The 15,237-nt window shown below is 46.0% G+C and carries 12 protein-coding genes; 2 read left to right on the forward strand and 10 right to left on the reverse strand.

What is annotated here, in order from left to right; translation table 11 throughout:
• Positions 1-3: 3 nt before the first annotated feature.
• The 3 genes from ACLD72_RS05915 to ACLD72_RS05925 form a co-directional block, all read right to left on the reverse strand.
• Complete coding sequence (locus ACLD72_RS05915; RefSeq protein WP_251591637.1) at positions 4-891, reverse strand: carbohydrate ABC transporter permease; 888 nt, start codon at positions 889-891, stop codon at positions 4-6.
• A gap of 18 nt (positions 892-909) precedes the next feature.
• Entirely contained in the window at positions 910-1,893 is a 984-nt protein-coding gene (locus ACLD72_RS05920; protein ID WP_036622656.1) for an ABC transporter permease, read from the reverse strand.
• 237 nt (positions 1,894-2,130) lie between these two features.
• On the reverse strand, positions 2,131-3,012 hold the full coding sequence (locus ACLD72_RS05925; protein ID WP_251591638.1) for a LysR family transcriptional regulator: 882 nt from the start codon (positions 3,010-3,012) through the stop codon (positions 2,131-2,133).
• 122 nt (positions 3,013-3,134) lie between these two features.
• Between ACLD72_RS05925 and ACLD72_RS05930 the strand changes: the two genes are divergently transcribed.
• Both ACLD72_RS05930 and ACLD72_RS05935 read left to right on the forward strand, forming a co-directional pair.
• Positions 3,135-4,094: an NmrA family NAD(P)-binding protein gene (locus ACLD72_RS05930; RefSeq protein WP_411001770.1), complete on the forward strand. Its 960-nt coding sequence runs from the start codon at positions 3,135-3,137 to the stop codon at positions 4,092-4,094.
• Positions 4,095-4,137: 43 nt separating this feature from the next.
• Complete coding sequence (locus ACLD72_RS05935) at positions 4,138-4,644, forward strand: phenolic acid decarboxylase (RefSeq protein WP_411001769.1); 507 nt, start codon at positions 4,138-4,140, stop codon at positions 4,642-4,644.
• A gap of 80 nt (positions 4,645-4,724) precedes the next feature.
• On the opposite strand, the gene ACLD72_RS05940 is transcribed toward ACLD72_RS05935, so the two are convergent.
• From ACLD72_RS05940 to ACLD72_RS05970, 7 genes are all read right to left on the reverse strand, one after another.
• Positions 4,725-6,158 (reverse strand): family 43 glycosylhydrolase, encoded by a 1,434-nt coding sequence (locus ACLD72_RS05940; RefSeq protein WP_411001768.1) that lies wholly within the window; start codon positions 6,156-6,158, stop codon positions 4,725-4,727.
• Positions 6,159-6,366: 208 nt separating this feature from the next.
• Positions 6,367-8,700, reverse strand: coding sequence for a family 43 glycosylhydrolase (locus ACLD72_RS05945; RefSeq protein WP_458475612.1), 2,334 nt, complete (start codon positions 8,698-8,700; stop codon positions 6,367-6,369).
• 20 nt (positions 8,701-8,720) lie between these two features.
• Positions 8,721-10,691: a TIM-barrel domain-containing protein gene (locus ACLD72_RS05950; RefSeq protein WP_411001767.1), complete on the reverse strand. Its 1,971-nt coding sequence runs from the start codon at positions 10,689-10,691 to the stop codon at positions 8,721-8,723.
• A 19-nt stretch (positions 10,692-10,710) separates the two neighbouring features.
• Entirely contained in the window at positions 10,711-11,652 is a 942-nt protein-coding gene (locus ACLD72_RS05955; RefSeq protein ID WP_411001766.1) for an AraC family transcriptional regulator, read from the reverse strand.
• A 28-nt stretch (positions 11,653-11,680) separates the two neighbouring features.
• Positions 11,681-12,583, reverse strand: a complete 903-nt coding sequence (locus ACLD72_RS05960) for a carbohydrate ABC transporter permease (RefSeq protein WP_411001765.1) — start codon at positions 12,581-12,583, stop codon at positions 11,681-11,683.
• Positions 12,584-12,595: 12 nt separating this feature from the next.
• Positions 12,596-13,498: an ABC transporter permease gene (locus ACLD72_RS05965; protein WP_411001764.1), complete on the reverse strand. Its 903-nt coding sequence runs from the start codon at positions 13,496-13,498 to the stop codon at positions 12,596-12,598.
• A gap of 12 nt (positions 13,499-13,510) precedes the next feature.
• Positions 13,511-15,130 (reverse strand): ABC transporter substrate-binding protein, encoded by a 1,620-nt coding sequence (locus tag ACLD72_RS05970; protein ID WP_411001763.1) that lies wholly within the window; start codon positions 15,128-15,130, stop codon positions 13,511-13,513.
• Between the last annotated feature and the right edge of the window lie 107 nt (positions 15,131-15,237).

Raw genomic sequence — 15,237 nt, forward strand, 5'->3', positions numbered from 1 at the left:
TACTTATCCTTTCACAGAGCCTAACATGATTCCATGCACAAAGTATTTTTGCAGAAACGGATAAACGCAGATGATCGGCACAATGGAGACCACCATCGACGTTACCTGCAGCGAGAAGCTCGTAACCCCTGCCGAGGCCGAAGCGCTGTTTGCAACGGCAATGGCATCCATTGGCGAGTTGCTCTTGTTGATCACTTCCATCATGCGGTAAGTAAGCGTTCTCAGGTTCTCCGATTGTACGAAATAAGCGGAGTCCAGCCATGAATTCCATTGGCCGACGCCCATGAACAACGCCATGGTGGCGAGTACCGGCGTCGAAACCGGCAGGATGATCCGAAAAAAAATCACGAGTTCGCCAGCGCCGTCCATGTGCGCCGATTCCTTCATCTCGCCGGGGATTTCCCGGAAGAACGAGATGGCGATCAGCAGAAAAAACGTGTTAAGCATGGACGGGACAATGTAAACGGCAAATGAATTAAGCAGTCCGATCGAACGCAGCACCACGTAATAGGGAATCAAGCCGCCGGAGAAGTACATCGCGAAAATGATGATCGTAAAATACGTCTTGCTGAACAACAAATCACGGTGCGAAAGAGCGTAAGCGACCAGGCTCGTCAGCAGAAGCCCCAACACCGTGCCCGATATCGTCCGGGCAACCGTAACCAAGAAGGCGCGATACCATTTCGGATCGTCCAGAAAAACTTTGTAATTCTCCAGAGTAACGCTTCGGGGCCACAAATAAACGCCTCCCAGGAGTGTATCGGAACCTTTGTTAAATGAGGCGATCAGCACATAATAGAACGGGTACAGCATGGTGAGCATGATGATAAACAAAACGATGTAAATCACGCTGTCAAAAAGAAAATCCTTCTGTTTTTGGCTTTTGAGCACCACCAACCCTCCTTTTTTCTAGAATAAGCTTGACCCTGACACTCGCTTGGCGATGAAGTTGCTGGAGAAAATCAACACCACCGAGATGACGGATTGAATTAAATCGATCGCCGCCGCATAGGAAAAACGGCCGTCGCTCAGACCGACTTTGAAAGCGTAGGTCTGTACGATCTCCGATGTCGGATTGTTGATGCTGTTGCCGAACAGGTAGGCCTGCTCGAAGTTCGAACCGACCAGCCCGCCGCCGAGAATGCTGCCGATCGTCAGGACCAGCACAACGACGATCGTCCCCTTCATCCCCGGGAGCGTGATATAACGGATGCGCGCCAGCCGGCCGGCGCCATCAATCTCGGCGGCTTCGTAAAGCGAGGGATTGATTCCCGTAATGGCCGCCAGGAAGATGATCGTCCACCAGCCCATTTCCTTCCAAATCGCGCTTCCGACGGCAAGCCCCCAGAAGTAATTGGGACTCGTCAAAATATTGAGCGGTTTGTCGATGAATCCGGCTTCGATCAGGGCTCTGTTGACCATGCCGACGTCCGCGGACAGAAAAGCGTAGGAGACGCCGACAACAACAACCCAGGAAATAAAATGCGGCAAATAGCTGATTGTCTGAACGAACCGCTTGAACGCCATGTTCTTCACTTCGTTCAGCATGATCGCGAGCAAGATCGGCGCGGGAAAAGCGAAGATGACCTTCAGAAAGCTCAAGACCAGCGTGTTGCGGACAATCGTGGCAAACTGATAATCGTGGATGAATTCATCGAAATACCTCAGACCCACCCACTCGCTGGTAAAGATCCCCTTAATGCCGTTTGAAATGCTGTAGTCTTTAAAAGCCATCAAAATACCGAACATCGGCGTGTACGAAAAAATCAGCAGAAAGATCATGCCGAGTCCGACAAATACATGCAGTACCTTTTGCTTTTTGAACCGCTTCCACAATTGGGTTCGCCGGCCAACCCCAGCCGCGGGGCTCATAAGCTGTGTATCCAGTTCCATAATGCGCTCCTCCTCAAAGTTTTGTGCGCATTGCTTCCTGAGTAAGCTTCGTGCAAAACTTACTTCGGAACCATGGGCTTTACATCTAGTGTATCCTCCTGGACTTTATCGCCGTAAGCCAACATTTCTAAGAAAGCGTTGTCATTTTTTAAGAGCCAGCCCTGTTGCCGGATCAAAAAGATATAAAAAACCTGAAGCCAAAGCAAAGATTTCTCATTGCCTGGTTCAGGTTTCGGTTTAAGTGAATAACTCTTTTATAGTTGAAATCCAGCGTTTTACTTCTAAGCGCTGTTCGCTTCTAAGGCACGCAATACCGTAAACCACTTCTTCAGTATAGCTTAAGGGAACAAAGGCGATCTCATTGTCCTCTCCAATCACAAAGTCCGGCAGAACCGAAACGCCAAGATCACTTTTTATCATGGTATGTACTGTATTTATGGTATCTCCATAGGTATAAATGGAATCGGGACAATTCTCAATAATTTTCCTGTTCATCCTTTTTAGTGTTGGAGGGGATTGGTGTTCGTCAAATAAAATGATCGCTTGATGATTTAATTGTTCGATGTCCAGCACACTTTCATTCGCAATAGGATGATTTTTGGGCAGTACACAAACATAGGACCCTTTAAGTACTGGATAAAAACAAAAATCAATGTCCTTTCCCAAATTATCTTCCGAAGTAAATATGATATCAAACTTTTGGTTTAATAAGTCTTCTTTCTCTCTAGTCAAATTAGACTTCTTCAACTGAATCTGAATCTGCGGGTATCTTTCCTTAAACCGCCTAATAATGTCCGGCAAAACTTTCTTCTCAAAAACAGTCTCCGTGTATCCGATAACCAAAGTGCTTTCATATTTTTCCGAGAGCAGTTTTGCTTTCTTAATGGATTGGTCTAATCTAAATAGAAGTCCTTCCATATCTTCGTAAAAGCTATTGCCGGCTAAAGTCAAATTAACGGTCCTTTTGTTGCGAACAAATAAAATGATTCCCAGCTCATTTTCTAAACTTTTTATATTGTGGCTTACAGCAGGTTGTGTCAAATTTAATTTCTCAGCCGTTGTTGAAAAATTCAGTGTCTCGGCAAGAGAAACAAAGCACTTTAGTTGCTGAATATTCATTTGAAACACCCTTTTAATAATAAATCCTTTTTATAAATCATAACATAGGGTAATTTCACTGTAGTGTCAACCTATGCTATTCTTTGCTTGTGAAAGTTATCACTAGGAAAGAAGGAATACACATGCGTTATATTGTAACAGGCGTAGATGGTCAACTAGCAAGCCGTGTAGCGGAAACCGTGCTCGCAGAAGTAGATGGCCGCAATTTAACCTTCACATGCATGAAGAAAGACAGAATTCCCAAAGATACGGTTCAACGATGGGAAAATGCGGGAGTCAAAATCTTTGAAATCAATTATGATGACATTCCATCCATGGAACGGGCTTTCAAAGATGGTGACCGCATCTATATTGTCTCTGGCCTTGAAGTAGGCAGAAGAGTCCAACAACACAAAAATGCGATTGATACGGCGATCAAAGCAGGAATCTCCCACATCACGTATAGCTCATTTATCGGTGCGACAGATCCTAATTACGCTCACGTTTTTGTAACTCCGGACCATACGGCGACTGAAAACTACTTAAAGTCAACAGGCATTACCTACAATGCAATGAGAAATAACTTATATTTAGAAAACTATCTGACTATGTATACGATGTTGGCACTAATGTCCGACAATAAATGGTTGAGCACTGCCGGCGAAGAACGGGCTACTTTAGTTCACAAAGATGATTGCGCAAGGGCCGCAGCCGCAGCCCTGCTCGGAAAAGCCAAAGACAACGAGGCTTATAATATCGTAGGATCAGAGTCTGTTTCCGTAAGGGATCTGTGCAACCTCATTAAAGAAGTTTCCGGTAGAGACCTGGAGTATATTCCTGTGAATGCGGAGCAATATTATGAACACCTGGAGAAACTGCACATTCCTAGAGAAATTACCGGGGATTTCTCCCGCTCGCCCGTTCCATTCTGCGGCGATGATCTCGTGACAACCGATGCCAGCATTAAAGAAGGGCTTTTAAACGTTCATTCCGATGCCATTGAAACTTTAACTGGACAAAAGCCAAAAACGGCAAGAGATATTATCGGAAAATATAAATATATTTGGGAGAACAATATCCAGAACTGGCGGGATATGAAATAACATCGTTCAAGCAGGCAATTATTCAAATAAGGAGAGATTTCATATGCAACCGAAAGAAACTTTAAAAGACTTTGTAGGAAGCCATATGATTTATACTTATGAAAATGGTTGGGAATACGAAATCTACATTAAGAATGACCATACCATTGATTATCGGATCCATAGCGGCATGGTTGCGGGCCGCTGGGTGCGGGACCAGGAAGTTGATATTGTAAAACTAACGGAAGGCGTTTATAAAGTATCCTGGACCGAACCAACAGGAACGGACGTTTCCTTGAATTTTATGCCAAATGAAAAACGAATGCACGGTGTTATTTTTTTCCCAAAGTGGGTTCATGAACATCCGGAAATTACGGTTTGTTATCAAAATGACCATCTTGAATTAATGAAAGAATCGCGCGAAAAATATGAAACTTATCCCAAATATGTTGTTCCTGAATTTGCTGACATCACATTTTTGGAGAATGCCGGCGTTAACAATCAAGAACTAATCTACAAAGCGCCTTATAAAGGGATGACAGACGACATCCGTGCAGGAAAATTGAAATAAGTAAATCTAAAAACGCATTAAAAATCGGCCTCTTCGCAGACGATGCGAACAAGGCCGATTTTTTAGATGGTATTCCTATTCTATTCATCTCCAAGTAATGTAAACGAGGACAGGCTTGCGCCTCCCGAGCCTCTATACGTAAAATATAACGCTTGTATGCCGTCCGGTATGACGAGATCGGTAGAATATTCCGTCCAGATATTCGAAAAATGGACCGGTATATTTCCGAGAGCCGGGCCGTCCCAAGCTGTTTTCACCTCAAAGACGCCGTGGCAATATCCGCGCACCTTGATTTTAATCCTCCTGATTCCATGGCAGTCAAAATACTTGAACCCGGCCGTAGCGGAATCCGTCATATTGGCGATGTACCCGATTTCTTCATCCCCGTCTTTTCCATCCTGGGTGATTTTCGGAAAACGGCTATCCAGCCATGCCCCGGATTGGCCGAAACCGCCTGTATACAGCTCCTCGTCTTTACAAAACAGATTGCATGCCAGGTAAGCGGGATATTCCCCGCGCCCCGCAAGCGGTCCGCCATTCGGACCACAGGAGGTCATCTCCGCCTGAAGGATCGTTCCGTCTTCCCGGAATGCGATCGGCTCGATACAGCCTTGCCGGCAGAAAGCTGTACCGTTGGTATGTCTATGGTAAAAAACAAACCATTTTCCGTCGATGTGGACGATGCTGCCATGGTTATTGCCGCCGTAATACATCGGTTTGTCCGCCGGCTTGTAGGAATCAATATGCAGATCGTTGTTGCTTACGACAACCCCCTGGTAAACAAATCCTTTCGTCGGAAATTTGCTGGTGGCATAACACAATTCATGCATGGCGATCGAGGAATAGACAAAATAATAGGTATCGCCTTTCTTCCTTATGGAAGGAGCCTCAAAAAACTCATGTCCTTCAAACCTGCTGCCCTTGCCGTAAGGTTCACTCGGCGCGACAAATACCGGTTCTTCCACAATCGTGAGCATATCAGGACCAAGCACCGTGGCCATTGCGCCGTGTCTGGATTTGTCTCCAATCGCACAGAAACCGGTATACAGGTAGGTACGCTCTCCTTCCGTCAACACGCCCGGATCAAACTGGGGCTCATCGCCTTCTCTTTCTCCCAAGCGTGTGCCGTCGGCATACTTGACGTAACCGTAAAATTCATACTTGCCGGCCGGCGTATCGCAGACGGCTACCGAAACGATGGAAACCTTATCCAGAACATAGTAGAGATAATACCGTCCATCCGGGCCGACGGTAACGTCAGGCGCATAAAGGCACATTCTGCCGTCAGGATTGAGCGGGTCATCCGTTTTCTTGTAAATCACGCCTTCATACCGCCAGTCGCCCAGATCATCCACGGGCGCCGACCAGCATACATAGTCCTCTAAACAAAAAGCGTGTCCGTTGAAACGGTCGTGAGATCCATACACATAAACTCTGCCGTTAAAAACATACGGCTCTCCGTCAGGTACGTATTCCCATGATGGGAGATAGGGATTCAATCCTTGCTTTTTCATTATGAATACTCACTCCTTTAAGTATATTATATGATATTATTATTGCTTCCATCTTTTCTAGCAGATTATTGCGTATCTTTGTCATGATATTACGATTTCCGGAATAGTTTCTCCGCCGGTCTGAGATAAGATGAACCTGGAAAGCAAACAAAGCAGCTTCATGGCATGCCCGAAACTGCTTTGTTAGTGCTCGCGACTGCTGCGATTTTTACGTTTCTACAATGATCTTAAGCTTAACTTGCGTTAGTTCTTGGTTCAAATCCCTATCGGCGGACATATCCAGAACAGGCAAACCGTTTATATCGAAGTGCACTCGACGAAGGCCCGCGGATCTGGGGCCGGCCGGATTCGGACCTATGCCATGATACACCAGCATTAGTTTGCCGTATTCATCCGTAACAAAGGAGTTATGGCCCGGACCATACTCATTCTCGACCGATAGCAGAGATAATACAGGCGCATTGCTCTTCACCCAGTTGTCTGGATTCAGTAGATCCGCCCCTCTTTTGGCAGTTAAGGTTCCAACCGCATAGGTAGGCTCATTTGCGGACCCGCCGGAATAGGTAACAATAATATAATCGTCGGTAACGATACAATATGGGCCTTCATTATTGATGGTATGCCTGTTATTTTCCCAACCGTAGAGCGGCCGGGCTATTAACACCGGATCACTTGTCAATTGCCAAGGTTTGGCTGGTTCGATCGTTGCGATAAACAGCATGGAACCGGAATCTTCCGGTGACCAGCGGCGCCAGGACCAGATTACATAAGACCCTCCATCCGCTTCCAAATACGTCATGTCCAGTGTAATCTCTAATGCCCCGCCGTCTTCATGAACCGATCCCAGAAACAAGCCATCCTTGTTCACCATGCGAATGGGATGTTCCCAGTCAGAGGGATTGGTAATACGTCCGCCGTTCTTCAGCTTCATGATGTGAGCTTGCGGCCCCCATACCGAACCGCTGACCGCAAAGAAAATGTACAATTCATTGCCTACAATATGAAACTCGGGTGCCCAAAAGGTTTGGACATACCCTCGGGATTCATCTTTATCCAAAATCACATGTTCTATGATATCGGACGCAAACAGCCCTCGAATGGTATCAGCTTCACGCACATACAATCCAATATTGCCGTTATCATCGTTCGTTGCGATAAAATAGTACTTATCCTTCCATTTAAATATGACTGGATCTGCCCTGCCGACCGCGACAGGAAAAGGGTAGAACTGTTGCGTAACCGTGCCGGTGATCTCATAGCTCCCGGCTGTATGGAAGTCGATAGCGTCCGTGTTCCATATCACCTGCTTGACTGCTTTCGAACCATCGGTATATAACGCGGTTGCCGTAACGGCATGAATATCATTTACGTTTTTAGCTACTGCCGTTTCCGGCACCTCAATAGCTATGTTCACTAACGGTGACCGGCGAATTAGCAGATTCCTGCCGAATTCACCTTCTACATCGATCACATTTGCCTCCACCGCGCCCTCCACATCCGTCGTTGCGGCGCAATAGGCAAACAGCCTTCCCCGAACAGGTTCAGATACCGTTTGCACATCATGAAGGTCTGGCAGGTCATTTCTGTAATAATTGCCGTTATAGTCACACCATTGAATTTCGTATTGACCTTTGAAGGAGTTGTACTCACATGTCACTTCCCGAACGTACTCATCCACTCCGAGGTGAACCGGACCGACCTCGGTGAAAGTGATCAAATCGCTCGTTCTCCATAACGAAATGCAACCTTTACTCTCATGATCGGCACCACCTTCCGCGTTGATACACACTGCCGCCACACCGAAGGTTCGATCGGCTGCATAGAATAAATACGGATTCCGCAGTCCTTTTTCGTTGATCGTATCGTTGGACGAGATCGTTGCGGTAGCATATAAAACGCCGGAGTTATAATTAAGTGCTTGAAATGTTTCGCCCTGGTTGCCGCGATAAGCCAGGTGAAGGCTATAGGCCATGTATGTGGAATAAAGCAACTCATCCTCCAACGGTACTCGTGTATAAGCAAGGATACTGCCGCAATCGCTGCCCAGGACACTCACCGTGAAAGTCTTGGAAGCAACTATGGTTCCATCCATCGTGTACGCAGCCACACACGCAACGGTTTCGCTTCCGCTCTCCGGCGCGAGGACATTTCCCTCAGCGTCAACTAACGTATTACCGGACCAGTGGATCGTTCCAAAACCGTATTGGCGGTGCAAAGCGGTACCCGGTACGAGCACATAAGGAATGCTGAAGTTGTCACAGAAATACGTAGCCTGCTCACTTTTCGGAACAACGGGAATCACGAAATCCCTGCATACCCTCTGACCATTACAGGATATGGAAGCCGTCAAGGTTACCAGTGCCTGTTTATCGGGTAACACCACCCTGCCTTCATTGCTAATGATGAGTGGATTATTGGAGATCCAATTTATGGGAATTCCATCTATCTGAGCCGGAAGCTTAAGCGTATCCTCCGTCAGAATGGCTCCTATAGGAATAGACTCGCTTAACGCTAGTTTGTCTAGTGATAAATTCATATCCATAATCGCCCCTCGCGCATCCTTCAAAATAAAATCGGCAAATTGGCATCATCTCGCGTAAACAAAGGGATTTGCTCCAAAGGTGCTTCCACGGTAATTTTTTGGCCGCCATGAAAGCATTCTCCACTATAAGCATTAGTCCAGGCCGCACCAATGGGCAAATACACCGAACGTCCTCTTCCACCCTCGAACAGAACCGGAGCAACTAGCAAGTCCGGTCCAAACATATACTGATCATCGATATTCCAAGCCTCCTCATCCTGCGGGAAGTCGTAGAACAAAGGGCGCATCGGCGGTGTCCCCAGTTCATGAGCCTCCCGCATCAAACCGGCTATGTAAGGCTTGAGGCGCTCGCGAATATGCATGAATCTCTTAAAGATTTCGTAGGCTTCGTCCCCGTAGCTCCATACTTCGTTATCCGATCCGCTTCCGCAAACTCCCCCGCCTTTCGTTCCCGTGGGAGCTACAGAGGGCTGACGATCCCCATGTAAGCGAAACACCGGGCAGAACGCGCCGTACTGAAACCAGCGGATGATACATTCTCGAAAAGAAGGATCCTGTGGATCGCCTCCATGGAATCCGCCGATATCCGTTGTCCACCAAGGGATTCCCGCAATGGCCATGTTCAGCCCTGCTCTCACTTGTATACCCAGCACCTTAAAACTGGAGTGTATGTCGCCGGACCACACCAAGGTACCGTAACGTTGGCTCCCCGCCCACGCCGTACGCACCAAATTGATGATATTTGACTGACCAGCCGCTGTCATCCCGTCATAAAAAGTTTGGCTGTATTTCTGGGGATAAATATTCCCAACCTGCTGGCTGGAGCCGATGTGGTAACGATAGATATCATGATCATACACGCTGAGTTCAGGCTCGGCCTCATCCAACCAAAAAATACGAATCCCTTTGTCGTAATAATTTTTTTTGATGATCTCCCATAAAAATGCGCGCGCCTTCGGATTGGTAGCATCAAAGATGGCGTTTTCGCCGAGAAACCGGAATTGTGTGCGAACGCCGCGATCGGAACGGAGCAAGTAGCCTTTTTCCAGCATATAATGATAGTTCTCGCTCTCGGTTTGCACCGTAGGCCATACGGAAACCATCAATTCAATTCCCATCTCTTGCAGTTCGCGAACCATTGCTTCAGGATCCGGCCAGTATTGGGGATCGAACTTCCAATCCCCCTGGTTCGTCCAATGGAAGAAATCGATAACGATCACGTCAATCGGCAATTGACGTCGCTTGTATTCCCGGGCCACTTGGAGCAATTCTTCCTGGGTGCGATAGCGAAGTTTGCACTGCCAAAACCCCATTCCATATTCAGGCATCATCGGAACTCTGCCGGTAACGGCTGCATAAGTCTCTTCGATCTCGGACGGAGTATCCCCCACCGTAATCCAATAATCAAGTTGTTTGGATGAAGGAGCGTACCATTGTGTTCCATTCAAGCTGAAATGAACTTCACCAACGGCCGGATTGTGCCAAAGAAAGCCGTAACCCTCACTGGAGAGAACAAAGGGAACACTGATCTGACTGTTGCGATGAGTCAATTCCAAAGTGCATCCTTTCAGATTCAAATAGGGATGCTGGTATTGGCCCATACCAAACAGTTTTTCGGATGGGCTAGATTCCAAGCGCAGTTTAACGGAAAAATCGCTGCCGCCGGGTATCGCCTTTAACTCCCTGCCGCCATACTTTAATTGATAAGTATTTTCCGTTTCATTCAGCAGCAATTTCCCATGTTGGTTGTAGAAGAGGATCTGCCCGCTTCTTTTGATTTCAGCCTTGATCTTTCCATTGGTGATTGTAGCTGCATGCTCCTCGAGTACTATTTCAGCCTGGTTTTGAGACGGAGGCAGCAGCGCCCATTCATCGTTTGTTATTTCTGCGTAAGAAGCCCTGACGCGGAGGGAATGATCCCCCCAAGGCTCAATCCAAAGTCTCTCATGGTCATATTCTCTGACCAGTCGACCATTTTCTGATCGAAACATACAAACAAGTCCCTCCCAGCTATTTGCATGAACAGTCTATAAGGTTGCTGCGATAATGCGTAGGTGTACAGCCATACACTTTTTTAAATGTGTCCGTAAACCGATTGACATTGCTGAACCCGGTTAAATTCGATATTTCAACAATTTTCTTATCCGAGGTTTCCAGCAAATTTACGGCTTCCAACAATCGATGCTGATTCAATAATTCCAGCGGAGTCAAATCGAAATGCTTTTTGACAAAGCGGCAAAAATACGACGGATTCATACTTACTTGATTCGCCATGTCATGAAGCGATATTCGTTGGCTGTAATTCCCCTGAATATAAGCCAATAATTTTATGGCCAGCAAGGAATTATGACTTCCCCTTGGTCGACCAATCGCTGACTTGCTATCCGTTGCGAATCCTTCAAGCCGAAACAGAATTTCGAACAACATGGCCTTGACCTTCAATTCATAGCCAGCAGGCTTATTCAAATATACACGAGTGATTTCCTGTAATAAGGGCAGCAACGCCAATTGGGAATCCATATCTTTCGTAATGACGGTAGGATAATGGCGCTGCCGCAAAAACAAGGATGAAACATACTTGCTTTGAATGAGGTCATTTTCAAAGCTGGACAAAAAATTATAGTGAACCAGTACGGCATAAAAGACAATTTCCCCCTGATCCACGCGATTGGCAGAATGCAACATATTCGGGGGGATGATTAATACATCGCCGCTGTTTATAATTATTTTCTCCTGTCCGACATAAAATTGGGCGCTGCCCTTATCGACAAACAAAAATTCCAACTCTTCGTTCCAATGGGAATACAGTACCAGGTTGCTGAAGCTTGGAACATGTGTCTTGTAGACACCCACGCGAAACTGCTTGTCGCCATGCTGCAATTTCTCCTTCAGATCCTTTGTTACAAATCCGCCGTTAGAATCTTTTGATCCATAATCCTCATGTTCTTCCATTTGTCACCACTCTCGCAATAAATGCGGATTAACCTTTCACTGCGCCGATCATGACACCTTTTTCAAAGTATTTCTGGATAAACGGGTATGTGATCAACAGCGGTATTGTCGATACAATAATTACAGCAAATTTGATTTGGTCCGCGTACTGTTGAGCATAACTGCCTGCCCCCGGTCCGGCTCCTGAGCCGGCTCCACCAGCAAACGCTTGATTGGATAACAGAATATTGCGCAGAACAATCTGCAGCGGCTGCAAATGATCGGAGTTGAGATACAACAACGGGTTAAAGAAGTCGTTCCAATGCCCGACAGCGTAGTACAAGGCAATTACCGAGATAACCGCTTTTGAAAGCGGGGTGACAACAGAAGCTAAGTACCGAAAATGAGAGCAACCGTCCAAAAGTGCCGCCTCATGCAATTCTTCCGGAATCGAGCTTTCAAAAAAAGTCCTTGTGATTATAAGGTTATATACACTGATCGCCCCGTTCATAATCATGATCCAAGGCGTATTCAGTAAATGCAGATCTCTGAAAAGCAGATAGGTAGGAATCATCCCCCCGCTGAAATACATGGTGAACACAAACAGAGGCATAATGATTTTCCTGGCCCTGAACTCTTTTCGGGAAAGGGAATACGCAGCGGGCAGCGTAACCGCCAAATTCAACAACGTCCCGAAGACAGTGTAAATTATCGTGTTCAAATATCCCTGCCAAATCCGGCTATCCACAAAAATCTTCTCATATCCGTAGAAATTGATTCCTTTAGGCCAGAGGATAATTTCCCCCTGGTTTACCATCGTTGAATTGCTGAATGACGCAATAATAATAAAATATAAGGGATACGCTATAACTACAAAGGTAAAGATGCTAATGACAACCACGAGAAATCTATAGAGCCGATCAGCTATGCCGCCACCCGATTCGATGACCATTCCATATCCCCCTTACATTAAGCTAATGTTCGAAGACTTCTTGGCGGCGGAGTTCGCGAGCATCAAAAACAGGAAGTTGACGACCGTATTGAACAAGCCGACCGCTGAACCGAAGCTGTACTGATTGGATTTCACGCCGACATTAAATACATAAGTGGAAATGACCTCCGATACAGGCTTATTCAAACTGTTCTGCATTAGAAATGTTTTTTCAAAACCTACGCTCAGTATGCTGCCCATATTCAAAATGAGCAGGATAATAATCGTGGGCATAATCGCGGGTATTTCTACGTTCCAAACAATTTGCCAACGATTGGCGCCGTCGATTCGGGCCGCGTCATATAGTTGCGTTTCAACTGTAGAAAGTGCAGCGATAAAAATAATGCTGTTCCAACCGCACGCTTGCCAAATGCCGGACAAGACATAAACCGGGACAAATGCGGATGGGGTGCCTAGCAGATTAACATCGTGGGGAATCAAATGAAGGGTCTTCAGAAACAAGTCAAGAACCCCGGTAGCAGGTGAAAGCAAGATTTGAAGCAAAGCCACCATAACCACCGTGGAAATAAAGTAAGGCATATAAACTGTGGTTTGGAGAATACGCTTGAACTTGCTGCTCCGGATGGAGTTAATTACCAATGCTAATAAAATCGGCGTTGGGAAGCCCAACAAGATAGAGAAGAAGGCAATGACGAAGGTATTCCTAAGGGTCGGCCAAAACATGGGACTGTTAAAATATTGTTCAAAATACTTGAATCCTGCCCAATCGCCACCGGTAAATCCCTTGCTAAAATCAAAATCCCGGAACGCAAGCTGGATGCCGTACATCGGGCCATAAGCAAAAACAGCGATATAAACCAAGGCCGGAAGAACCAGAATCCATAATTGATAATTGCCCTTTAGCGTCGATTTCACCAAACATTCCTCCTACTTAAGAGTAGTTAAATATTCATCGTACGCTCTTTGACGAATCTCTAAATTCCGAGTGAGCCCGGCGTCATAGACAGACTTTACGTAAGCATCCCAATCGCTTTCGATGTCAGCGCCAGTCGTCATCCATTGAGCCCATTTCTGGTCTGTAATATTATTTATATTCGCCTGATTCAAGGCTAGGGTATTGATTTCTTCTGTCGTATATTTCATAAAATCCTGCGGATAGACATTTGATTCCGGATCCGCTTTATTCAGCAAATCGCCGTAAACAGCTTTCTCTTTAAGTACGCTTTGCATGTCTGTACCTAACGTTAATTTATCTTTGATATCGTCCGCAATATAAAAAGGGCCGAGATCCGCGAACGTATTAGTCCACTTCCATGATCCGGGGTCTATGGACGGATCGGCGGGAGGCAGCACTTGATAGGTACCATCTCCCTTCTCTTTGATTCCCTTGTCCGTATCGTTCATGCCGCCGAATAATACTTGAATACCGACCTTGGGATCGTAAAATTCGTTAATGAATCTCATGGCGGCTTCTTTGTTCCTGGACTTGGCGCTGATTGAAACCGCATTGTCGCCATAGTTTTGCGTGTAATGGTCGTAACTCCAATACAACTCATTAGCGGAATCGGCATGATGCTTGAGCTGCGGCAACGTAATATATTGGTCTTTAAGGACACTTCCAAAACGGTCTCCCGTCTCCCATCCCCAAGTAAAGCCCACCTTCGCAGTGGTACCATTTCCTCGGCCAAGCGACTGGTATTTTGAATAATCCTGGGTAATGGTTTCTTTATTAATCAGATTTTCACTGTACAGGTCCTGAAGAAATCCGACCAATGTTTTGAAGCGTTCATCCACAAAAAAGTTTTTGACCTTAGCATCTTCCGCGAAATAGCCGTTGGGTGAATCTTCGGACAACGGTAACCCCAAACTTCCCAGCAGGAGCTTGGCAGAGAAGCCAACCGGCATACCGCTAAAATCCATGGGTATTTCGTCCGTTGTGTCGCCGTTCTGATTGGGGTCGCCATCGCGGAAAGCGATCAATACGTTTTTAAGTTCATCCCAGTTTGTTGGGGGTTGCAGCCCAAGATTGTCAAGCCATGTTTTATTAATGAACATGGACGCTATACTGTTTGGCCATATCCCTTTATATCGTGGGATACCGTAAATTTTTCCGTCACTTTCAGCCGCGAGCGTCTTTAGCTCGGGATGTTCATCAAACATTTTTTGTACATTAGGAGCCTCTTTTTCAATCCGCGGGCTCATATCTTCAAACAATCCGTTAAACTGTACGAAATCACTGTCGGTTGTAGCATTGAACAACAGATCCGGAACTTGCCCGCTGGCAAAAAGGGCGCTTTTTTTCTGATCCCAATCCGCAGTAATCTGCTGCCACTCAATATCCACATTCGCTTTATCTTCCAAATCTTTAAGCCATTTCATTTGATTAACGTCCTTAGTCAATGAATGTTTTACAATAATTGCCGTCAATTTTGTTTTGCCGGATGAACCATCCTCGCCGGAATTCACCCGATTGCCCTGACATCCCGACAATACCAAGGACATCATGGATATTGCCAACAAAGCATTTCTAAAAATCCGCTTTTTCATAACATTGACCCCTCTCTTCAATGGATAGCAATAGGTTCAATTTTATGTTTACGCTTTCAAATCAAGTGTTCATTGACAAATGACTGGCCAGATCATTTACCTAATTA

The organism is Paenibacillus lacisediminis, assembly GCF_046567315.2.